The organism is Marinobacterium rhizophilum DSM 18822 (genome assembly GCF_000378045.1).
Taxonomy (GTDB): Bacteria; Pseudomonadota; Gammaproteobacteria; order Pseudomonadales; family Balneatricaceae; genus Marinobacterium_A; species Marinobacterium_A rhizophilum.
Window position 1 is genome coordinate 41,098 of sequence record NZ_KB899116.1, and the last position, 20,970, is coordinate 62,067.

Annotated in this window: 19 protein-coding genes; 10 read left to right on the forward strand and 9 right to left on the reverse strand. The window is 59.4% G+C overall.

Annotated elements, in window-relative coordinates:
• Window positions 1-71: 71 nt before the first annotated feature.
• Window positions 72-1,235 (forward strand): pyridoxal phosphate-dependent aminotransferase, encoded by a 1,164-nt coding sequence (locus tag F451_RS0122015; RefSeq protein WP_020683583.1) that lies wholly within the window; start codon window positions 72-74, stop codon window positions 1,233-1,235.
• Window positions 1,235-1,939 carry a DNA/RNA nuclease SfsA gene (gene sfsA / locus F451_RS0122020; RefSeq protein WP_020683584.1) on the forward strand — a complete coding sequence of 235 codons (705 nt, stop codon included), beginning with the start codon at window positions 1,235-1,237 and terminating at the stop codon, window positions 1,937-1,939. Before F451_RS0122015 ends, sfsA begins: the two co-directional genes overlap by 1 nt.
• Window positions 1,940-1,962: 23 nt before the next feature.
• Here the strand turns inward: sfsA and F451_RS0122025 are convergent, their stop codons facing one another.
• Window positions 1,963-2,277 (reverse strand): Rieske (2Fe-2S) protein, encoded by a 315-nt coding sequence (locus tag F451_RS0122025; RefSeq protein ID WP_020683585.1) that lies wholly within the window; start codon window positions 2,275-2,277, stop codon window positions 1,963-1,965.
• 111 nt (window positions 2,278-2,388) lie between these two features.
• Here F451_RS0122025 and F451_RS27900 point away from each other — a divergent pair, with 111 nt between their 5' ends.
• The 3 genes from F451_RS27900 to F451_RS26300 are packed head-to-tail and all read left to right on the forward strand — an operon-like array spanning window position 2,389 to window position 4,980.
• A complete protein-coding gene (locus tag F451_RS27900) occupies window positions 2,389-3,183 on the forward strand; it encodes an energy transducer TonB (protein WP_020683586.1) in 795 nt (264 codons plus the stop codon).
• 10 nt (window positions 3,184-3,193) lie between these two features.
• Complete coding sequence (locus F451_RS0122035; RefSeq protein WP_020683587.1) at window positions 3,194-4,201, forward strand: FecCD family ABC transporter permease; 1,008 nt, start codon at window positions 3,194-3,196, stop codon at window positions 4,199-4,201.
• Window positions 4,198-4,980 (forward strand): heme ABC transporter ATP-binding protein, encoded by a 783-nt coding sequence (locus tag F451_RS26300; protein ID WP_020683588.1) that lies wholly within the window; start codon window positions 4,198-4,200, stop codon window positions 4,978-4,980. The genes F451_RS0122035 and F451_RS26300 overlap by 4 nt, the downstream gene beginning before the upstream one ends.
• Here F451_RS26300 and F451_RS0122045 read toward each other — a convergent pair.
• Window positions 4,951-6,480: a bifunctional aminoglycoside phosphotransferase/ATP-binding protein gene (locus F451_RS0122045; protein ID WP_020683589.1), complete on the reverse strand. Its 1,530-nt coding sequence runs from the start codon at window positions 6,478-6,480 to the stop codon at window positions 4,951-4,953. The genes F451_RS26300 and F451_RS0122045 overlap by 30 nt on opposite strands.
• Window positions 6,481-6,525: 45 nt before the next feature.
• Here F451_RS0122045 and mrcB point away from each other — a divergent pair, with 45 nt between their 5' ends.
• Together mrcB and F451_RS0122055 are read left to right on the forward strand one after the other, a co-directional pair.
• Window positions 6,526-8,880 (forward strand): penicillin-binding protein 1B, encoded by a 2,355-nt coding sequence (mrcB, locus tag F451_RS0122050; protein ID WP_026291976.1) that lies wholly within the window; start codon window positions 6,526-6,528, stop codon window positions 8,878-8,880.
• A gap of 9 nt (window positions 8,881-8,889) precedes the next feature.
• The gene (locus tag F451_RS0122055; RefSeq protein ID WP_020683591.1) at window positions 8,890-9,567 is read left to right on the forward strand and encodes a hypothetical protein; all 678 of its coding nucleotides are present in this window, start codon (window positions 8,890-8,892) and stop codon (window positions 9,565-9,567) included.
• A gap of 34 nt (window positions 9,568-9,601) precedes the next feature.
• On the opposite strand, the gene F451_RS0122060 is transcribed toward F451_RS0122055, so the two are convergent.
• From F451_RS0122060 to F451_RS0122080, 5 genes are all read right to left on the reverse strand, one after another.
• Window positions 9,602-10,081, reverse strand: a complete 480-nt coding sequence (locus F451_RS0122060) for a CBS domain-containing protein (protein ID WP_020683592.1) — start codon at window positions 10,079-10,081, stop codon at window positions 9,602-9,604.
• A gap of 164 nt (window positions 10,082-10,245) precedes the next feature.
• Complete coding sequence (locus tag F451_RS26955) at window positions 10,246-10,863, reverse strand: hypothetical protein (protein WP_205624055.1); 618 nt, start codon at window positions 10,861-10,863, stop codon at window positions 10,246-10,248.
• The gene (gene hemL, locus F451_RS0122070; protein ID WP_020683594.1) at window positions 10,850-12,130 is read right to left on the reverse strand and encodes a glutamate-1-semialdehyde 2,1-aminomutase; all 1,281 of its coding nucleotides are present in this window, start codon (window positions 12,128-12,130) and stop codon (window positions 10,850-10,852) included. Before hemL ends, F451_RS26955 begins: the two co-directional genes overlap by 14 nt.
• 31 nt (window positions 12,131-12,161) lie before the next feature.
• Window positions 12,162-12,788 (reverse strand): thiamine phosphate synthase, encoded by a 627-nt coding sequence (gene thiE, locus F451_RS0122075; protein ID WP_020683595.1) that lies wholly within the window; start codon window positions 12,786-12,788, stop codon window positions 12,162-12,164.
• Window positions 12,789-12,838: 50 nt separating this feature from the next.
• Window positions 12,839-14,563, reverse strand: coding sequence for a chloride channel protein (locus tag F451_RS0122080; protein ID WP_020683596.1), 1,725 nt, complete (start codon window positions 14,561-14,563; stop codon window positions 12,839-12,841).
• A gap of 81 nt (window positions 14,564-14,644) precedes the next feature.
• On the opposite strand from F451_RS0122080, the gene argC reads away from it, so the two are divergent.
• Window positions 14,645-15,676, forward strand: coding sequence for an N-acetyl-gamma-glutamyl-phosphate reductase (argC, locus tag F451_RS0122085; RefSeq protein WP_026291977.1), 1,032 nt, complete (start codon window positions 14,645-14,647; stop codon window positions 15,674-15,676).
• Between the two features lie 63 nt (window positions 15,677-15,739).
• Window positions 15,740-16,090, forward strand: a complete 351-nt coding sequence (gene erpA, locus F451_RS0122090) for an iron-sulfur cluster insertion protein ErpA (RefSeq protein WP_020683598.1) — start codon at window positions 15,740-15,742, stop codon at window positions 16,088-16,090.
• 108 nt (window positions 16,091-16,198) lie between these two features.
• Here the strand turns inward: erpA and F451_RS0122095 are convergent, their stop codons facing one another.
• Window positions 16,199-17,308 carry an anhydro-N-acetylmuramic acid kinase gene (locus F451_RS0122095; RefSeq protein WP_020683599.1) on the reverse strand — a complete coding sequence of 370 codons (1,110 nt, stop codon included), beginning with the start codon at window positions 17,306-17,308 and terminating at the stop codon, window positions 16,199-16,201.
• 5 nt (window positions 17,309-17,313) lie between these two features.
• Window positions 17,314-18,672 (reverse strand): OapA family protein, encoded by a 1,359-nt coding sequence (locus tag F451_RS0122100; RefSeq protein WP_240476532.1) that lies wholly within the window; start codon window positions 18,670-18,672, stop codon window positions 17,314-17,316.
• Between the two features lie 279 nt (window positions 18,673-18,951).
• Between F451_RS0122100 and tyrS the strand changes: the two genes are divergently transcribed.
• Window positions 18,952-20,253, forward strand: coding sequence for a tyrosine--tRNA ligase (gene tyrS / locus F451_RS0122105; RefSeq protein WP_020683601.1), 1,302 nt, complete (start codon window positions 18,952-18,954; stop codon window positions 20,251-20,253).
• Window positions 20,254-20,970 lie beyond the last annotated feature (717 nt).

A 20,970-nucleotide genomic window follows, 5' to 3' on the forward strand; every position in this document is an offset into this window, starting at 1 on the left:
CAGCCATGGTAGCGCCACAGGGGGGCTGGGGCGTTATAATCCTGAGCTTTTAGGCAAAGGGGCAGACGCAGATGGCAGCGCGCTGGAGTGATCGGGTCGGTGATATCGACTCCTTCAAGGTGATGGATTTGCTAAGGCGGGCTCGCGAACTGGAAGCCCTGGGGCATGATGTGGTGCATATGGAAGTCGGGGAGCCGGACTTCCCAACCGCCGCACCGATCGTCGAGGCAGCCCGGGTGGCGATTGATCAGGGGCATACCCAGTACACGCCTTCCACCGGCATTCCGGAGCTGCGTGAGGCAATCGCGGCTTTTTATCAGCAGCGCTATGGCCTCGATATCGCGCCGCAGCGCATTATCGTCACCGCCGGTGCATCCGGCGCGCTGCTGATGGTGTTTGCATTGCTGGCCAATCCGGGTCAGACCTTCATGATGAGCGATCCGGGATATCCCTGTAACCGGCAGTTTCTGCGCCTGGTAGAAGCTCGCGCTCAGCTGGTGCCGGTGGATGCCGATTGCAATTTTCAGCTGACGCCGCAGCGGGTTAGTGAGTACTGGCACCCCGATACGGCGGGAGTCCTGCTGGCGTCGCCCGCCAACCCCACGGGTTCCGTGTTGAGCAAAGCAGAACTGGCGGCACTGGCCGAGGCTGTGCGACAGCAGGGCGGTCACCTGGTGGTGGATGAGTTGTACCACGGTTTGACCTACGGTTTTGAGGCGCCGAGTGTGTTGCAGGTGGACCCGCAGGCATTCGTGATAAACAGCTTTTCAAAGTATTTCGGCATGACGGGCTGGCGGCTTGGCTGGATCGTTGCCCCGGAGCAAGCGGTGCCGGAACTGGAGAAGCTGGCGCAGAATCTCTACATTTCCCCGACGACAATCTCGCAGCATGCCGCCCTGGCGGCCTTCAAGCCCGAAACCCTGGAGATCCTGGAAGCACGCCGGCGTGAATTTGGCGCACGACGTGACCGTCTGGTCTGCGGCCTGCGCGAGCTGGGCCTGGGGATTCCGGTGGCGCCCGAGGGGGCTTTCTATGTGTATGCCGATGTCAGTTCCATCACCGATAATGCGTTTGAATTCTGCTGGGATCTGCTCGAGTCTGAGCACCTGGCCGTAACGCCCGGACTGGACTTCGGCCAGTATCGGGCAAATGATTTTATCCGCTTTTCCTATACCACCAGCCTGGCGCGCATTGAACTTGGACTGGAGCGCCTGCGACGGCGGCTGGCGCGCTGATGCAGCTGACCGACCTGATCGAGGGGCGCCTGGTGCGTCGCTACAAGCGCTTTCTGGCTGACGTCGAGTTGCCGGATGGACGCTGTGTCACGGTGCACTGCCCCAATACGGGGTCGATGCGTAACTGTGCCGAGCCGGGCAGCCGGGTCTGGTTGACGGACTCGGCCAATCCCAAACGCAAGTACCCGCTCGGATGGGAGCTGGTGGAAGTGGAGGGGCGTCACCTGGCGTCAGTCAATACCGGACGTGCCAACTCTCTGGTGCGCGAAGCCATCGAGCAGGGGCAGATTGAGCCTCTGGCGGGCTATCGCAGCATTCGTCAGGAGGTTCCCTACGGCGCAGAGCGCAGCCGAATTGATCTGCTGCTCAGTGAGGGCGTCGCGGCCGATGCCTGGGTTGAGATCAAGAACGTGACGTTGCTCGAGTCGAATGGCTGGGGCAGTTTTCCCGATGCGGTGACGCTGCGGGGACAAAAGCACCTGCGCGAACTGATGCTGCTGGCGCAACAGGATGTGCGTGCAGTGCTGCTGTTCTGTGTGCCGCATGGCGGCATCGAGCGGGTACGACCGGCAGATGATATCGACCCGGCTTACGGTCGTCTGCTGCGTCAGGCGCGGGATTGCGGCGTGGAGCTGCTGGCCTGGGGAGCGACGCCGACAACGCAGGAGCTGGTGCTGAATCGTCGGCTGGAGGTGGTGCTGTAACGCGCTCAAAGGCACCCAGGGCCTCAGAGCAGGATGATCTGTCCGTCGACCTGAGTAAATGCCACCGCGGTCAGCGCCTGGCCATTGCAGGGGCCGGCGATACACTCTCCGGTGTCGATCTTGAACAGGGCGCCGTGGGTGGCGCACTGGATGAAATTACCCTCGAAGTCGAAAAACTGGTCTGGTTGCCATTCGAGCTCGACACCCCGGTGCGGGCAGCGATTCTCGTACACGAAAAAACGTTCGTTATGATGCACGGCGACCAGCGCGCGGCCGTCCAGGTTAAAGCCGCGGGCGCTTTGGCTCGGGATCTCGCAGGTCTTGCACAGGACTGTCATATCTATTCCAACGTGAATGGCGATAACGCGTACTTGAGGCCTGTTCACCCACAACCGGGCAGGTGGCCTCTATAATGCGCGTTGACGAATGCTAAGAGAGCCGGATCCCGCGTGCAAGGCCCGATAACCCGCAAGACCCTGCGTCCGCTGCTGCTTATGCTGCTGATATCGGGTGGCGTACACTTTCTGCTGGCGGCGTCCTGGTTTGCGTCGGAGCAGGGGACCGCCACACGTGCCGCGCCAGGCAGCGCCGCCGGTGAAGCACACATTCGCGTACAGATGGTGGCCGCCGAGCGTGATGTTGCCGTGGCAGCCCCTCCGGTATCACAGACAGAATCCGAGCCGGAGCAGCCGTTCAGCGCGCCAGTCCCCACGAACAATACTGCTCAGCCTCAGCCTCAGCCTCAGCCTCAGCCTCAGCCTCAGCCTCAGCCTCAGCCTCAGCCTCAGCCTCAGCCGGAACCAGAACCAGAACCAGAACCAGAACCAGAACCGCAGCGTACCCCCGCCCCGGATCCTTTTCCCGAGACTCTGCCGGTGCCGGTCGAGGAACCGATGGTCGCTGCCAATGCGGGGGGCGCCATGGCTGCTTCGACGTCACTTGCCCAGCCTGCCGATGGCCCCATGGAGCAGCAACAGGCCACTTGGCGCAGTCCGCCCCGCCCACCGGTCTACCCGATGCTGGCGCGGCGCCGCGCGCAGGAGGGCGAGGTACTGCTGCGACTGGATCTTGATATGCGTGGGCGGATAACGTCGGCACGGGTGCTGGTATCGTCCGGCTACCCGCTGCTGGATGCGGCTGCGTTGCAGGCCGGTTCGGACTGGCGCCTGCAGCCCGCACGAATCAATGGCGTTGGTGTGGCTTCCTATGTGAAAATTCCGGTTCAATTTCGGCTGGACCAGTGACCCCGATTCGATGATATCTAGTGTATGTCTGTCCGCAAACCGGCTGGGTCTGCTGTTATGGCTGCTGTTTCTGCCCGTGGTGCTCGCTTCTCTCTGGGTTGGCCCCGTGTCGCTGTCTTTCGATGCACTGTTACAGCCCGGTTCACGGGACTGGCTGATTCTGTTTGAGCTGCGTTTGCCGCGACTGGTGATGTCGCTGGCGGCGGGGGCGGTGCTGGCCATTACCGGGGCATCGATTCAGGCACTGTTTCGCAATTCACTGGCCGATCCTGGCTTGATCGGCATCAGTGCCGGGGCGGCACTGGCGGCGGTGGCCGTGCTGGTGTTCGGTGGAGCCTGGCTGCTGGGCCCGTTTGGACCGGTTTTGGTGCCGTTGGCTGCCTTTGCCGGCGGTGTTCTGGTGACGGTGCTGGTGCTGCGTATTGCACGTACGCCGCAGGGCGTATCGGTGACCACCATGCTGCTGGCGGGCATTGCACTCAACAGCATTGCGGCGGCGGCCATCGGTATCATGAAATATTTCAGCGATGAGCTATCGTTGCGTCAGGTGACCTTCTGGTTGCTGGGTAACTTGCACAGCACAGACTGGAGCAGTGCGCTGCTGCTGATGGCAATTGGTGCGCCGGTAGTGGCATTGCTGCTTCGGGAAGGGCAGCAACTCAACCTTCTGCTTCTCGGAGAATCCCAGGCACGGTTGCTCGGTGTGGTGACCTCACGTCTGCGTGGTCGGCTGATACTGCTGGTTGCTCTGGGCGTCGGTACGGTGGTGTCGCTCGGAGGTCTGATCGGCTTTATTGGGCTGGTGGTGCCGCACCTGGTGCGGTTGTTGTGTGGGCCTGACAACCGGGCGTTGTTGCCGCTATCGGCGCTGCTCGGCGCACTGCTGCTGACACTGGCGGATATAATGGCACGGCTGCTGGTCAGCCCGGCAGAATTGCCTATCGGTATCGTCACGGCGCTGATTGGCGGGCCTTTCTTTCTCAGTATGATTCTGTATCGGCAACGGGGGCGCACATGACGCTGCAGGCCGGTGGTTTGACCCTGCTGCGCAACGGCAGGGCGCTGTTGCAGTCGGTGGATGTAGCCCTGCGTGCGGGCTCTCTGACGGTGATGCTGGGACCCAATGGCGCGGGAAAATCCACCTTGTTGCATGTGCTGGCGGGGCTGGAACTGCCAGAGGAAGGCTTTATCCGTCTGGGCGGCCGGCCGCTGACTGCGCTCCCCAGCATTGAACGCGCCCGCCAACTGGCGGTCATGACCCAGGATCAGCCGCTGGATTTTCCCTTTGGTGTAGAGGAGGTCGTGTTGCTGGGGGCTTATCCACTGGGGCTGGGGCGTGCCGAGGAGCGGGCGCACTGTCAGGGCTGGCTGCAGCGACTCGAACTGCAACACCTCTCGCGGCGCAATTATCTGAGTCTATCCGGAGGTGAACAGCAGCGGGTGCAGCTGGCGCGCGTGCTGGCCCAGTGTGGCGAGCAGACAACGGCGCTGTTGCTGGATGAGCCGGTCAGCGCAATGGATCTGAGGCACCAGCATCTGTGCCTGCAGCAGTTGCGGGCACTGGCGAATGCGGGGGCTGCGGTACTGGTGATTCTGCATGATCTGGCGCTTACGGCGCTTTATGCCGATGAGGTACTGCTGCTGAAAAAGGGTCGGGTACTGGTGCAGGGCCCCATGCGGCAGGCCATGACCGCGCCGCATTTGAGTGCGCTGTTCGACGTCCGTGTCGAGGTCAGTTTGCAGCAGGGCGTGCCGCGCTTCAGTTCGTCACTCCCGAACAACGCCGTCCCGCTTTAGCCGGTCTGTCAGCAGATCCAGCGCTTCGTCATCATCGGTATAGACGGCCACGGTACGCTCGAGCTCACCATCCTGCAGTGGATGCTGCATCTTTTTTTGTTGATGCATGACGGCCACGTCGGCATCGGATGCATCCAGGCCTTTGGCTTTTCTTCGCTTGAGACGGGCTTCGATCAGCTTCTGTTCACAATGACAGCTGATAATACGGAAGGGTACACCCAGAGATGCGGCCAGCTCGGCATAACTGGTGCGCGGCCGCTGGCGAATAAAGGTGGCATCGACCACGACGGTGTAACCGGCCCGCAGCATTTCGCGGGTGGTTTCAAACAGCTGGTGGTAGGTGCGGATATTCATCTCCTGGCCGTACAGCTCCAGTTTCCCGCCCTTGAGGCTCAGCTCGCGGTAGAGGCGCTTGCGTTCGATGTCGGAGCGAATGCGGATGGCGTCGATACGTTCGACCAGCTGGCCGCTGATGTAGCTCTTGCCACTGCCGGACAGGCCGTGCATCAGCAGCAGCGCCGGTTGGGGCCGGCGGGCGTAATGTTGCGCCAGTCTGAGGTAGCGGCGGAAGGTTTCGAGGTCGGGGTTATCTCCGAGCATCGCTACCTTGGCCCGGACCATGGCGCGGTAGGCCTTGTAAAAATTAAGCAGTTTTAATGCTTTATAGTCGCCAGTCAGTTCGAGATAGCGGTTTAGCAGGCGGTGGGCCCAGCGGAACTGGCCGTTGGCCTCCAGGTCCATCAGCAGGAATGCCAGGTCGCAGATCGTGTCTATCCAGCGGAACTGCAGGTTGAACTCGATACAGTCGAACAGCCGGAGTTTGTCGTTAAACAGGGTGATGTTGGCCAGGTGCAGGTCGCCGTGGCATTCGCGGACATGACCCTCGGCCTTGCGCTGGCGGAAGACCTGGGTCAGGTCACGAAATTCCTGCGCCGTCTGTTGCGAGAGCTGCTGCACCGCAGACCAGTCTTCGGGATCCGTCAGCACATCGCGCAGGTGCAGGAAGTTGTCCGAGACAACCTCCCAAATGGTCTCCGGTTCACCCCAGGGGCTGTCCGAGGCGACGATGGGCAAGGCGGTGTGGAAATGCGCAATCTGCTGCGCCAGGCTGTCGATCCAGGCGGGCTCGAAGCGTTTCTGCTGCAGTAGCAGATCGAGTCGCAGTGAAGTATCAAACTGGTGCATGCGCACGGCGTACTCGAAGGGTTCATCTTCGCCGTTGATGCGGGGGTGCTGCGGGGTGCCAGTGATGGCGACGACCTCCAGATAGAGGTCCGGTGCCTGGCGGCGATTCAGGCGCAGCTCCTCCTCACAGAAATGCTGTCGTTTCTTGAGGGTGGTGAAATCCAGAAAACCGAAGTCGACCGGCTTCTTCACCTTGTAGGCATAGTCGCCGGTGAGCAGGAGCCAGGAGATATGCGTCTCGATGACGCGAATGTCCTTGGTCGGATGCGGGTACGCCGCAGGGTCACAAAGTGATTGAATAAATTCAGGAAACATAGAATCCCGGTATCGCGCAATTAGGTAAGGAATTATACTGAGCTGATGACAAAAAAGAGAGCCTCCGCTGCAAAACCTTCCCGTTCCGGAGCCAGGCGCAAGCCTGTTAGCAAGCGTCCACGGGGACGTTTTTGGCCTTCCCTGTTTAAATTCCTTTTTAAACTGACACTCGTTATGAGTGTCTTTGCTGCCATTGGCATGGCCTATCTGGACATGCAGGTTCGTAGCAAGTTTGAAGGTAAACGCTGGGCATTACCAGCCAAGGTATATGCCCGTCCGCTCGAACTGTACCCGGGGCAGCCCCTGGCGATGAATGACCTCAAGGCGGAACTGACCAGTCTCGGTTACCGTTTTGTGCGCAGCGCTAGTGCACCGGGTCTTGCGGAGTGGGCCAGTTCCCGCGCCCGGGTTTATACCCGGGGCTTTACCTTCCCCGACGGATTTGAGCCGTCGCGGCAGCTATTGCTGGATTTTAGCGGTGAGAACCTGAGTCGCATCATGGATGAAGACGGCCGCACCTTGCCACTGGCACGGCTGGAGCCCTTGCTGGTGGGCGGAATTTACCCCAACAGTAATGAAGACCGTGATCTGATCCGGCTGCAGGAGGCGCCGCCCTACCTGGCTGAGGCGCTGATCGGTATCGAGGACCGCAGCTTTTACGATCATCACGGCATCTCGTTCAAGGGCATTGCTCGAGCGATGTGGGTCAACTTTCAGGCCGGCCGCTTTGTGCAGGGTGGCAGTACCCTGACGCAGCAGCTGATCAAGAATTTCTACCTCACAGCGGATCGCACGCTACTGCGCAAGCTCACCGAAATTCCCATGGCGGTATTGCTGGAACTGCATTACGGCAAGGACGAGATCCTGGAGGCCTACCTTAACGAGGTCTATCTGGGACAGTCCGGTGCCCGCGCCGTGCACGGTTTCGGCTTGGCGAGCCAATATTACTTTGGCCGTCCGCTGCAGGAACTGCAGCTGCATCAGGTGGCACTGCTGGCCGGGCTGGTGAAGGGACCGTCCTTCTATGATCCGCGTCGCCACCCTGCGCGGGCGAAGGAACGCCGCGACCTGGTGCTGACGATTCTGGCCGAGCGTAATGTTATCAGCCCGCAGCAGCTGGCCCAGGCCCAGGCCGAAGACCTGGATGTGGTAAAGGAAAAGAATCTGCACAAGGGGGCCTACCCGGCCTATCTGGACCTGGTGAAGCGGCAGCTGCGTGAAGATTACCGCGATGAAGACCTGAGCTCCGAGGGGCTGCGGGTCTTTACCAGCATGGATCCGGTGGTTCAGGGGCGTGCCGAAGAGGCGCTGGTGGCCACCATGGCCAAGCTGGAAAAACGCTACGGAAAGCGGGTCGACGGCCTGGAAGGCAGTATGGTAGTGACGGATCCGCAGACCGGCGATGCGCTGGCGCTGATCGGCGGCCGTGATACCCGCTTTCAGGGATTTAACCGGGCACTGGATGCAGTGCGCCCCATCGGCTCCCTGGTAAAGCCGGCGGTCTATCTCGCAGCGCTGGAGCAGGGCTATACCCTGGCCAGTCCACTGGAGGATAATGCACTGCGGGTCAAGCTGCCGAACGGCGACCTGTGGGAACCCAACAACTTTGACAAAAAGTCCCATGGGCTTGTCCCGCTGCACAGGGCGCTGGCGTTGTCGTACAATCTGGCCACCGCCAAACTGGGCATGGACATCGGTGTCGAACGGGTCGTGGACATGCTGCACCGGCTGGGCATTGAGCGCGACCTGAATGCCTATCCTTCGTTGTTGCTGGGCGGTCAGGGCATGTCGCCGTTTGAAGTCGCGGGTATGTATCAGACCATCGCGGCTAACGGGTTCCAGACACCGCTGCGGGCGATTCGCATGGTGACCGATGCCCAGGGGCAGGAGCTGTCTCGCTATCCGTTCCAGGTGCGCCAGACGGTACCGGTGGAAATGGTGCACCTGATTCAGTACGCCATGCAGGAAGTTGCCCGCGAGGGTACGGCGCGGTCCGTATACAATCAGCTGCCGGCCAACCTGAACGTGGCAGGCAAGACGGGTACGTCAAACGACCAGCGCGACAGCTGGTTTGCCGGCTTTACCGGCAACCGCCTGGCGGTGGTCTGGCTGGGCCGGGATGACAACTCGCAGTTGCCGCTTACCGGCTCCAGCGGCGCACTCCAGGTATGGACCGACTTCATGCGTCGGGAGCAGCCTCAGCCCTATCTGGCACGGATGCCGGACGGTATTGAGTATGTCTGGGTAGATGAAGCAACGGGGTTGCGTTCGGATCAGCGCTGCGAAGGCTCCCGTCAGTTGCCGTTTTTGTATGGCACTGCACCGCAGCAATCCGTAGACTGCGGCTTCAACGATCCGGTCGGAGAATCCCTTGAGTGGTTCAGAAACTGGTTTAGATAGGAAATGACTATGTACCGTTACAGACTCCTGCCGCTCGTCGCCACCCTGCTGTTGGCTGGTTGTGCGGGCCCTGGTATCTATCTGCCGCCGGTCGAGGACCGCAGCGCCCCGCTGAGCCGAGCGCCCCAGGCGGCACCGGTGGAGCAGGATACCGGCGTGCGGGTCACGCCGGTTTATGATGAGCCAGTCATTCGCCAACAGCGTCTTGATAGCGATGGCGGCTTCTCGGTGCAGCCGCTGTACCCGTCGAGCGCGGACCGTGCCAGCGGCCAGGTGCAGGATGGTTATCAGAGCGGTGTACAGACTAACTCCCAGTACGGCAGCGCCCAGAGTGGTTATCAGAGTGGCGATGCTGCGCCTGCTTCGTCCAATCCGGCGGTCGTTGCTTTGCTCGACAGTGCCCGTCAGCAACAGGTAGCGGGCTCCCTGGCTGCCGCCCAGACCAGCCTGGAACGTGCTCAGCGCATAGCCCCGCGTGATCCGCAGGTGTATTACCAGCTGGCAGATATACAGCGCCAGATGCAAAAATACGCCGAAGCCGAGCAGTTGGCGCGGCGCGGCATCGCACTGGCCGGTGGTCAGCCTGACACCTTGCGCAAACTGTGGCTGCTGATCGCCTCTGTGCGCAAGGATGCCGGGGACCTGACCGGTGCCCGGGATGCGCTGGAGCAGGCGCGGCGCTACTAGTATAGTAGGCGCCACTCACTGCCCGTACTGCGGTTCAGCGGCGCAGGTGGTTGAGGATATCCAGTGTTGTCACGACGCCTGCCAGTTCGCCATCCCGAGTGATAAACACGCGGTGAATGTGGTTGGTGCACATCAAGTCCACGGCGTCGTTGAGCGATGCGCGCTGATCCAGTGCGATGATGTGGGGTGTCATGATTTCACTGACCAGGTGCTGGCCATGCTGGTCGCCGCCGACCAGCCCCAGTTGCTCGGGCGTCATTCCTTCAAGTCCGCTGTAATAGTATTGCGTCAGGGGATTTTCCTCGATGGAGTGCTGTGCACTGCGGTCAAAATGCAGAATATCCGTGAGGCTGACCACGCCTTTCAGGGTGCCATGGGTGTCGGTGACCGGCGCCCCGCTAATGCCATGTGCGTTGAAAAACTCTATCAGACTGTGCAGTGACCAGTGCTCTGATACCTTGAGTACATCGCCGGACATCACTGAGGCAACGGTTGCCGTGTCTAGTGTATGCATACGCGTGATTCCTTCTTGTTTTTTTAGCGGTCGGTCGAGTGCCCTGAAGGCAGTTTAGTCGAGTCTGGTCAGGAATTGGGCGGCAAGGAGCCCGGCGAGGCCGGGCTCTTGTGGCTACAAGGCGTCTGTCTTTACTGAGACATCTTTATGGGAAGGGAGAACTTTCAGGCAGGCTGGGTGCTGCGCCTGAAACTGTAACCACACAGTACGACAAAGGCGGCCAGTGCGAAGCGATAGAGCGCATCCTGTTGGTAGCCGCCGATCAAAGGCGCCGGTCCGAACAGTAACAGGCCGGTAGCGAGTGACACGGTGCCTGTCAGGGCGTACAGCCGAATTTTGCCGCTATACCCCTTGATAACCCCTGCCAGCAGGGCCAGGCAGGTCAGCAGTGCCAGAGCCTGCGCGTAGAACAGGCCAATATCCGAGCGTCGCCCCAATTCGAACAGGGCAAACAGACCCAGCAGCCAGCGTCCCCAGGCGGCGCGCGACCACTGCCTTTGCCAGCCGTGGGCGATGGCTACGCTGGCGATCATCGGCAGGCCTGCGAAAAACGCCAGGTTATCCAGCAGCAGTCGCAGGGTCTGCGGATCTTGGCCGGTGCTGGTCAGGGTGAGCCGGCCCAGCGCCGCCAGTGCCAGCGACAGGGCGCTGAGCGCAAACATGTAATGCAGGTTTCGTTGCGCCAGCGACTGCGACTGGCGATATATCACAACGGCGATACCGAGCCCGCTGCACAATAATGCCAGGTTAGCGGCCAGGCTGAGCATCTCAGAGGCTGGCAAAGACACGGTCGGCAGCGGCCAGCGTGAACTCAATGTCCTGCTGGGTGTGAGCGGCTGACATAAAGCCGGCCTCGAACGCCGACGGTGCCAGGTACACGCCTTCTGCCAGCATGCCGTGGAAGAAACGGCCAAATTTGGCGGCATCGCACTGCATGGTCTGGGCGAAGCTGCTGACTTCGTCCTGCTCGGTAAAGAACAGACCGAACATGCCGCCTACTCGGCTGGTCGTGAAGGGCATGCGATGACCCAGCGCGACGGCCTCCAGGCCTTCGGTTAGCAATTCGGTCTTGGCGCTGAGCTGTTCATGAAAGCCCGGTACCGAGATGGCGTTAAGCATCGCAAGGCCTGCTGCCATGGCCAGCGGGTTGCCCGACAGGGTGCCGGCCTGGTAGACCGGGCCCAGCGGTGCGATATGGTGCATGATTTCACGCTTGCCGCCAAAGGCGCCGACCGGCAGGCCGCCACCGATCACCTTGCCGAGGGTGGTGAGGTCGGGTTTAACGCCAAAATGCGCCTGGGCGCCGCCCAGCGCGACGCGAAATCCGGTCATGACTTCATCAAAAATGAGTACGCTGCCGTACTGGTCGCAAACCTCGCGCAGGCCTTCGAGGAAGCCCGGCACCGGGGCGATGCAGTTCATGTTGCCGGCGACCGGCTCCACGATGATGCAGGCAACCTGGTCACCCACCGCTGCAAAGGCGGTGCGGACACTGTCGATATCGTTGTAATTCAGGGTGATGGTGTGTTCGGCCAATGCTGCCGGTACGCCGGGGGAGTTGGGTTCACCCAGGGTCAGGGCGCCAGAACCGGCTTTCACCAGCAGGGAGTCGGAGTGGCCGTGGTAGCAGCCCTCGAACTTGACGATCTTGTCCCGGCCGGTGTAACCGCGGGCCAGGCGAATCGCACTCATGGTTGCCTCGGTGCCGGAGCTGACCATGCGTACCATTTCGATAGAGGGCATCAGCGCGCAGACTTTGTCGGCCATCTCTATTTCGATCGCGGTGGGCGCGCCAAAACCGGTGCCGTGATCCAGTGCTTCACGAATGGCATCGATCACGGCGGGGGACCGGTGGCCCAGAATCATCGGCCCCCAGGAGCCCACGTAGTCAACGTAGCGCTGGTCATCTTCATCGAACAGGTAGGCACCGGAGGCATGTTTGAAGAACAGCGGGGTGCCGCCGACACCCTTGAAGGCGCGAACCGGTGAATTGACGCCGCCGGGAATGTGCAGCTGGGCGGCCTGGAACAGGGCTTCGGAACGGGACATGGACATAACTCCCTAACGCTAAAGTGGTCAATCAGAACTGTTGGCTGAACAGCTGTGCCTGGTGCCGAATGTCGGCTGCGGCAAACAGCGCGTGAATGACGGCCACCATGCTGGCGCCGGCTTCAGCTACCTGGCGGGCATTATCCATACTAATGCCGCCTATCGCCACCACGGGCAAACCAAGTTCCTGCGCGGCCAGAGGTAAAAGCGACAGGGGGGCCGGTCGCGCGCCGGGCTTTGTTGTAGACGCAAAGAAAGCGCCAAAGGCGACATAATCAGCCCCCGCGGCCTGGGCTTCCCGTGCCAGTGCCAGCGAGTCGTGGCAGGTTACGCCGATAATGGCATCGGGGCCCAGTTGCGAGCGTGCCGCAGCAACAGAGCCGTCGGTTTGCCCCAGGTGCACGCCCTGAGCCTTGCAGGCGCGCGCCAATGCCAGGTCGTCGTTGATCAGTAGCGGGCGTTCGAACTGGTCACAGAGTTCACGCAACAGGGTGGCCTGGCGCAGGCGCTTTGCATTGTCGTTACTTTTGTCCCGGTACTGAACGATGGCCGCGCCGCCCTCCAGTGCGGACCGGACCTGGCTCAGCAGAGTCGCATCGTCTGGCATCAGGGTACTGTCGGTGATGGCGTAGAGGCCGTGGAGTGCGTAGGTGGTCATGGCTGTTCCGTGGGGTCTTGTTGTTGCTGGAGCGGTCGGGGGTCTTGTGCTCAGAGCGCCTGATGCTGCAGATAGTAGGCCTCTATCTGGGCGCGGGTCAGTACGCCGATGATGTCGCCGCGATTACTGTTGACGCAGAGAATATCGGTTTGGCGCTGTTGCATGCAATCGACCGCTTCTTTCAGTGTGGCTCGAAAGCTGATGGTAACCGGATCTCGACGATTGGCCGGCAGTTCCAGCAGGTCCACGTCAGCATCCGTCTCAGTCTGTTGCAACCAGAGCATCAACTCCGAGCGTGGCAGGAGTGCGCGCAGCTCAGGATCGCGAATCAGTATCCAGTCTGGAGTCTGTTCCGACAGGAATACCGCCTGGGCACGGGATTCGTGTGCGCCGGCCTGTAAAAAATTCCGATGCATCAGGCTGCCGACGGCCGCTCGCGACAGTGCCTGGGCGAGTGGTGACTGGGTCTGATTGAGGCCCTGGGCGCGCAACAGCGACTGGAAAATGGATGGCAGCTTGAACAGGTGTCGTACTGTCAGGTTGCTGATGACGATGGCGAGCATGGCGGGCAGAATGATGTGAGGGTTGCCGGTCAGTTCGAGCAAGGCAATCAGGGCCGCCAGCGGTGCATTGAGGACGGCGCCCATCATGGCACCCATGCCGATCATGGCATAGAGGCCGGTCTGCGACAGCATTTCGTCGTTGAGCAACTGGGCCAGGGATCCGATCAGGGCGCCGGCTACGGCGCCGATAAAAAATGTGGGGCCTATCAGGCCTCCGGGAACGCCGAGCCCCAGTATGATTGGTGTGAGCAGCCACTTTGCCAGTAAGAGTCCGGTCAGCCATAGCAATGGTTGCGGGCCCAGTAAGGTGTCACTGACAGTGTCATAGCCGACCCCCATGATTTGCGGAAACAGCAGTGCCACGGCGCCGGTCAGAACACCGGCCAGAAGCAGTCTCCACGGCCAGGCAAACCTCGCGAGTCGTGCGGTGTGCAGCATGATGAGGTTAAACCCGCCGGCCAGCAGGCCGATCGCCAGCCCCAAAAGCATGACCAGAGGGATCTCACTCAGGTCGCCAATACTGAACTGGGGTACGCTGAACAGGGGTGTTGATCCGATACTGGCGCGGATGACCAGGTCAGCCGTGACGGCCGCGACCATGATGGGGGTGAATCCCAGTACGGTGTACTCAAGCAACACTACCTCCATGGCGAACACCACGCCTGCCAGTGGTGTGTTGAACGCGGCCGATATACCCGCTGCGGTACCGCAGCCAATCAGCAGTCGCATTGAATTATTGGGCAAACGCAGCCACTGGCCGATCAGGCTGGCACCTCCTGCGCCCAGGTGAATGGCCGGTCCCTCGCGCCCCACCGAGTGGCCGCTGAGCAGCGCAATCGTAGCACTACTGAACTGGACCAGCAGATTGGTTGCCGGCAACTGCCCCTGGTGATAGCCCAGGCGCTCCAGTACATGTACCACACCCACCTTGCGCTGGGTCGGCGCCAGGCGCCAGAACAGCAGAATCAACGTCAGGCTGCCTGCGACCGGTAACAGGAAGCGCAGCGCGTCGGGGAGGCCTTCAAAGTTTTCGGGATTCTGTTCAGGAAGGTAGATACTGAGCGGGATTTCGATGACGAGTCGAAACGCCATAATGATCAACCCGGCAGTGAGGCCAGAGAGGACGCCAAGCAGCAGCATTTGCGGCAGCGAGTCGATATGTGCCAGTCGATCGCGGAAATGCTCCAGCGATAAGAGGTCCTTGCGTATCAATGGGCAGTGTTCCGATAGTTTTTAGGCTGTGTGCTTTGTATGATTAAGGGTAACAGTTTTCGACTCTGAAGAGAGGTGGATGTGATTAAGGTAGGTATCGTGGGCGGCACTGGCTATACCGGTGTAGAGCTGTTGCGGATTCTGGCGAATCATCCCGATGTGAAAGTCGATGTGATCACCTCCCGCTCTGAAGACGGCATCAAGGTGGCGGACATGTTCCCGAACCTGCGTGGTCACTTTGATCTCGCCTTTACAGTGCCGGATGTCGACCGCCTGGCGAGCTGTGATGTGGTGTTTTTCGCCACACCCCATGGCGTGGCCATGCGCATGGCGCCCGAGTTGGTAGAGCGCGGCGTACGCGTGATTGACCTGGGTGCGGATTTCCGTATCAAGGACATCGACCTCTGGTCGAGCTGGTACGGCATGGAGCATACGGCGGCGGCGCTGGTGGAGCAGGCCGTATATGGTTTGCCGGAAGTCAACCGGGAGCAGATACGCACGGCACAGATGATCGCCTGCCCGGGCTGCTATCCCACTGCAGCACAGCTGGGCTTCTTGCCGCTGATCGAGAACGGACTGGTGGACACGCGTCGGCTGGTCGCTGACTGCAAGTCAGGCGTCAGCGGTGCCGGTCGTGGAGCGAGCGTGGGTGCGCTGCTGTGTGAAACCAGCGAGAGCATGAAAGCCTATGGTGTGGCAGGGCATCGCCATCTGCCGGAAATCAAGCAGGGGCTGAGCACCGTGGCGGGCCGCCCGGTGGGGTTGACCTTCGTGCCGCATCTCACGCCAATGATTCGGGGTATCCACGCCACCCTGTATTCGGTACTCAAGGATCCGAACGATGGTCTGCAGGCGCTGTTTGAGTCCCGTTACGCCGACGAGCCCTTCGTCGATGTGATGCCGGCGGGCAGCCACCCCGAAACCCGCAGCGTGAAGGGTGCCAATACCTGTCGTATCAGTGTTTTCCGGCCGCAGGATGATGATACGGTGGTGGTGCTCTCGGTGATCGATAACCTGGTCAAGGGGGCTGCCGGCCAGGCGGTGCAGAACATGAACATCATGTTCGGGCTGGATGAGCGCGCGGGCCTGAACCTGGTTGGCTTGATGCCATAATACTTGACTAGTTTAGTTGGGTAAGAAAGAATAGCGGCCTGATTGACGTTTGTTGGAGTAGGTATGACTGAGTCCTTTGAGCAGAGCTCCCCGATGGTCTTCACCGACGCGGCGGCTGCGAAGGTGAAAAGCCTGATGGAGGAGGAAGATAACACCAACCTCAAGCTCCGGGTTTACATCACCGGAGGAGGTTGTGCCGGTTTCTCCTACGGGTTTACCTTTGATGAATCGGTAGCCGAAGACGATACCGCCGTAGATAACGACGGTGTCACGCTGGTGGTGGACGCCATGAGCTATCAGTACCTGGCGGGTGCCGAGGTTGACTACAAGGTTGGCCTGCAGGGCTCCCAGTTCGTAATTAACAACCCCAATGCAACCACGACCTGTGGTTGTGGATCGTCTTTCTCGATCTGATCGGCAAAACGGACAGCACTCGCTGTCCGTTTTCTCTTCTGTTTACACCAATAAGACCCTGTATCCCTGCACCGCCGCTACGCGGGCGTATCTGCATGTCTGCAGTACTTAGGGGGAATACACCGCACCGAGCACCCGTTCGTTCACGGCCCCGGTTACGGCAGGCATGTTGCCACTGAGGTCGTCGAGCCTGCGTCCGGCCAGCCAGGCGAAGGCGCAGGCCTCGACCCAGTCAGGATCCAGTCCCAGCGTCGCTGTCGTGCTAAGGGTATAAGGTTGCAGCAGTGTTTCCAGGCGCTTTGTTAGCAGACTGTTATGGCAGCCACCGCCACAGAGAAAAATGTCGCAGCCCGCATCCGTAACCTGCATGATTTCATTGCTGATACTGACCGCGGTCAGTTCCAGCAAAGTGGCTTGAATATCCTGCGGTGCCCGCTGGCCAAAACCGCTCTCTAACAGGCGCTGTTGCAGCCAGTCAGGGTTGAATTGCTCGCGGCCGGTGCTTTTAGGGGCCGGTGCGCTGAAAAATGGCAGCTGCAGCAGATGCTGCAGTAGCTCGGGCAAAACAGTGCCGGTAGCCGCCCAGGCGCCACCGTGATCATAGCCAAGTGCCTGATGTCGATGAATCCAGTAATCGAGCAGTACGTTACCGGGTCCGGTGTCGTAGCCTGTGGCGGGCAGTTCTGTATCGCCGGGCAGCAGGGTGATATTAGCCATACCACCTATGTTCACAATGATTCGGCTGGCACCCGGGGTACGAAACAGGGCTTCGTGGAAGGCGGGCACCAGAGGCGCTCCCTGACCGTCTGCCGCCATGTCACGGCGCCTGAAATCGGCCACCACGCAAAGGCCGGTACGCTCTGCAATCAGGTTAGGGTCGCCAATCTGCAGCGTGAAACGGGCTTCTGGGCGGTGGCGCACGGTCTGGCCATGGCTGCCGATGGCCCGGATACGCTGCCTATCAAGCTTGTTACGATCGATCAGATTATTGGCCGCACTGGCGAACAGCTCGGCCAGTTCGAGATCAAGCCGGCCGAGGCGCTCGATTTCGTCTGCCCCTGGGTGCATCAGCGCCAGGGTTTGCTGGCGCAGTGGCAACGGAAAGGGCTCGCTGTGGCTGGCCAGCATGGCACAGCCGGAGGCATCGAACTCAAACGCAACAGCGTCGACGCTATCCAGGCTGGTGCCCGACATGAGCCCGATGTAAAGCGGCCGCACGGGGCTTACTCGGCGCTGGCGACTTGAGTGCTTGAATAGGTTTCAAGCTGTGCCATGAGCGCCTGGGACGTAGACATGAAGGACGCCCGTTCAGACTTGGGAACCGGGTCTGCGTGGGGCAGCTTCACAGTAACGGGGTTCTTGTGGACTCCGTTCACCTGGAATTCGTAATGCAGGTGGGGGCCCGTTACCATGCCGGACTTGCCGACGTAGCCAATGAGCTGGCCCTGCTTGATTCGGCTACCCACAGACAGGCCTTTTTTGAAACGGGACATGTGGGCGTAGAGCGTATTGATGTTATTGCCGTGCTGCAAAATAATGACGTTGCCATAACCGCCTTTCACGCCCCGGAATATGATCTTGCCATCGCCGGCAGCCTTTATCGGCGTACCTATGCTGGCGGCGTAGTCGACGCCCTTGTGCGCACGAATCCTGTTCAGGACCGGGTGTTTTCGCTTCATGTTAAAGTTGGAACTGATGCGGGCAAAGTCGACGGGAGTGCGCAGAAACGCCTTGCGCATGCTCTCGCCCTTGGGGGTGTAGTAGCTGGTGTTGCCCTTGGAGTCGGTGTAGCGCAATGATGTGAAGGTATCACCCTGGTTGGTGAACTCAGCGGCGACAATCTTGCCGACGCCAATGACCTTGCCATCAAGTTTCTTTTCTTCGTAGATCACGCGAAAACTGTCGCCCTTGCGGATATCAAGCGCGAAATCCACGTCCCAGCCGAACAGGGCGGCCATTTCCATGATGGTGTTGCTGGGCAGGCCGGCTTTTTCGCCGTCCAGAAAGAGCGAGCTTTCTATCGTGCCATAGGCATAGCGATGCTCGATGTCGGGTTTCTTTTCGACAGTATCGATGCTGTAGCTGTCACCGTCCTGTTCCAGCAGTACCTGCTTGAGCGGATTGATCAGGTGCTTGAGCTTCTTCAGTTCGCCGTTCTGGATTAGAAAAGAGAGGGACTCACCGGGGTACAGACGCTTGAGAGCATCGCTATTCTTGGTCGCTTCGCTCACGATAAAGACATCACGGGCCGAGAGGCCTGCACGTTTGAACAGGGTGCTGAGGTTGTCGCCTGCGGTAACTTTATAGTCGACCCAATTTTCGGCTTTGGGCGCGGGTACGGGGGCGGGCTCTGCAGACGCTGGTTCAGGAGTGGTCTGCGCGTTGGTGGCAACGACCTGATCCGTATTCTTGTCTGGGATCTCTTCGCGATCTGTCAGAGTTGCGTTCTGTCGCTCCGGCGTAGCGGGCGCGATTGCGTCTTTGTTGAGGTTGAGATCAAGTTTCAGGGTTTCCTGCGAGCTGGATCGGGACGACGAAAGATCGCCTCGAGTGGCCGACACTTCTTCAGAGGGCACCAGCATCAGGGTAAAACCTATAATGACGGCGCATACAGAAGCCGCTACCAAGTGCACGGCGGGAAGACGATTACCTATAACTTTAATGATGTTCAACACAATGCTACCCATATACAGAAAATCCAGCGCTGCCCTATTTAACCGCAAACTTTAATGGATTGCCAAAATAGAATATCGGCTGTGACAACAAAACCTTGATAGTGGTTCGCGGCTGTTTGTTTGGATGCAGACGGGCGGGTAGAATACCGGCCCTAATGTTGGGCGAATCCAGGGTATTCGAAAGCAATGAGCGATATGACACTGTTACAGGATCTCAAGGCGCGCGGTTTGATCGCGCAGACCACAAGCGAAGATGAGCTTGATCAGCATCTGAATGAGAGCAGTGTGACACTCTATTGTGGCTTTGATCCCACGGCAGACAGTTTGCACCTTGGGCACCTGGTTCCGCTGCTGATGCTCAAGCGTTTTCAGGATTATGGACATCGACCGATCGCATTGGTTGGGGGCGCGACCGGGATGATCGGCGACCCGAGCTTCAAGGCTCAGGAACGCTCCCTTAATACAGCTGATGTGGTGGCGCAGTGGAGCAATTGCCTCAAGACCCAGATCAGTCGATTTATCAATTTCGACGAGTCTGATGGCGGCGCTATCCTGGCGAACAACTACGATTGGACTGCCAGCATCGATGTGCTTACTTTCCTGCGTGATATCGGCAAGCACTTCACGGTAAACACGATGATTTCAAAGGAGTCGGTGCGTCAGCGAATAGAACGCGAAGGCTCCGGCATTTCCTTTACCGAGTTCACTTACCAGATTCTGCAGTCCTACGATTACCAGTATCTCAACAAGGAGTATGGCTGCACGCTGCAGATCGGAGGCTCCGATCAGTGGGGCAATATTGTCGGTGGCATTGACCTGACACGCCGCATGAATAGAGCCCATGTGTATGGGCTGACACTGCCATTGATTACCAAGTCAGACGGTACCAAGTTCGGCAAGACAGAAGGCGGTGCGGTATGGCTGGATGCCAACAAGACATCGCCCTATGCCTTCTACCAGTTCTGGCTGCAGACGCCGGATGCCGATGTCTACCGCTTCCTTAAGTTCTTCACCTTTATGTCGGTGGCCGACATCGATGCGCTGGAGCAGCAGGATGCGGAGCGCGAAGGTAAGCCCTTGGGGCAGACAGTCCTTGCCCGCGAAGTTACCGCACTGGTCCATGGCGAGGAAGGCTTTATTGCAGCACAGCGAATTACAGAGGCTCTGTTCTCCGGCGATCTTTCTAATCTCGGTGAAAACGACTACGAGCAGCTGAGTCTGGATGGGTTGCCATCCTCGGTGCTGAATGCCGATACGCTGGCTGAAACACCGTTGACCACGCTATTTGCCGATGCAGGCCTGGCTGCATCCGGCAAGCAGGTCAAGGATGCGCTGCAGCGCAAGGCTGTCATTATCAATGGTGAAGAGTTCGGCATGGAAGACAACCTGAACGCGCAGGGTGTCTTCAGTGCCGAGCGTGCTTTGTTCGGCAAGTACTTCCTGGTGAAGCTGGGCAAGAAAAAACATCATCTGTTTGTCGCGGGCTAAACCGGCCCGTTCGCGATCTGCGCGAATAGTTATAATGAGATGCAAGGGCGCCCCTAATGGGCGCCCTTTTCTTTTATGGGGCTTTTGATATGGAGCTGCTGGCGATTGTTATCGGCTCGGTCCGGTTTTATTCACGGGGCTTTGGCAGGCTCATGAGTGCTAATGGTTAACTACTGTTTATTATTTAAACCAATTGTGTGCTTCCAGGCGTTTTCCAAGCCCGGATTCGGCCTTTTTTCACTTTCCGGGCATTATTTTCAAAAGGGCTGTTGACTCTCCGCTGGGGGGATGTAGAATGCGCACCTCGCTTAGGGAGAGCGGCTTTAACGGCCCTCAAGCAGAGCGAGCAAGTCGGAAGTAAGTGGTTGATTTTCTTGCAAAGTTAACCGGAGTTATCGACTTGTGAGTCACCCTGTTTTCCTCGCGGCTCCGGCCACGAAAGTTGAAAAAAAGGGTTGACTTAAAACACTGAGTCGCTAGAATATGCGCCTCACTTGAGACACGGGATCAGCGGTAACGGTCCTTGAGTCCAAACGCTCTTTAACAAATTGATCAGGTAATTCGTGTGGGCGCTTGTCAGGATAAGGCATAAAAGCTTTATCAAGGTAAGCAACCTTCATGTGAATTCATTTAAGTTGTTTTAGCTTGAGCAGATTTATCGATACTTCGGTATCTTGATTTTAAACTGAAGAGTTTGATCATGGCTCAGATTGAACG

What these genes read in the sequence shown, in the direction of transcription:
- F451_RS0122015 (WP_020683583.1), top strand. Translation starts at nt 72, where the DNA reads ATGGCAGCGCGCTGGAGTGATCGGGTCGGTGATATCGACTCCTTCAAG.
- sfsA (WP_020683584.1), top strand. Translation starts at nt 1,235, where the DNA reads ATGCAGCTGACCGACCTGATCGAGGGGCGCCTGGTGCGTCGCTACAAG.
- F451_RS0122025 (WP_020683585.1), bottom strand. Translation starts at nt 2,277, where the DNA reads ATGACAGTCCTGTGCAAGACCTGCGAGATCCCGAGCCAAAGCGCCCGC.
- F451_RS0122035 (WP_020683587.1), top strand. Translation starts at nt 3,194, where the DNA reads ATGATATCTAGTGTATGTCTGTCCGCAAACCGGCTGGGTCTGCTGTTA.
- F451_RS26300 (WP_020683588.1), top strand. Translation starts at nt 4,198, where the DNA reads ATGACGCTGCAGGCCGGTGGTTTGACCCTGCTGCGCAACGGCAGGGCG.
- F451_RS0122045 (WP_020683589.1), bottom strand. Translation starts at nt 6,480, where the DNA reads ATGTTTCCTGAATTTATTCAATCACTTTGTGACCCTGCGGCGTACCCG.
- mrcB (WP_026291976.1), top strand. Translation starts at nt 6,526, where the DNA reads ATGACAAAAAAGAGAGCCTCCGCTGCAAAACCTTCCCGTTCCGGAGCC.
- F451_RS0122055 (WP_020683591.1), top strand. Translation starts at nt 8,890, where the DNA reads ATGTACCGTTACAGACTCCTGCCGCTCGTCGCCACCCTGCTGTTGGCT.
- F451_RS0122060 (WP_020683592.1), bottom strand. Translation starts at nt 10,081, where the DNA reads ATGCATACACTAGACACGGCAACCGTTGCCTCAGTGATGTCCGGCGAT.
- hemL (WP_020683594.1), bottom strand. Translation starts at nt 12,130, where the DNA reads ATGTCCCGTTCCGAAGCCCTGTTCCAGGCCGCCCAGCTGCACATTCCC.
- thiE (WP_020683595.1), bottom strand. Translation starts at nt 12,788, where the DNA reads ATGACCACCTACGCACTCCACGGCCTCTACGCCATCACCGACAGTACC.
- erpA (WP_020683598.1), top strand. Translation starts at nt 15,740, where the DNA reads ATGACTGAGTCCTTTGAGCAGAGCTCCCCGATGGTCTTCACCGACGCG.
- F451_RS0122100 (WP_240476532.1), bottom strand. Translation starts at nt 18,672, where the DNA reads ATGCTGGTGCCCTCTGAAGAAGTGTCGGCCACTCGAGGCGATCTTTCG.
- tyrS (WP_020683601.1), top strand. Translation starts at nt 18,952, where the DNA reads ATGAGCGATATGACACTGTTACAGGATCTCAAGGCGCGCGGTTTGATC.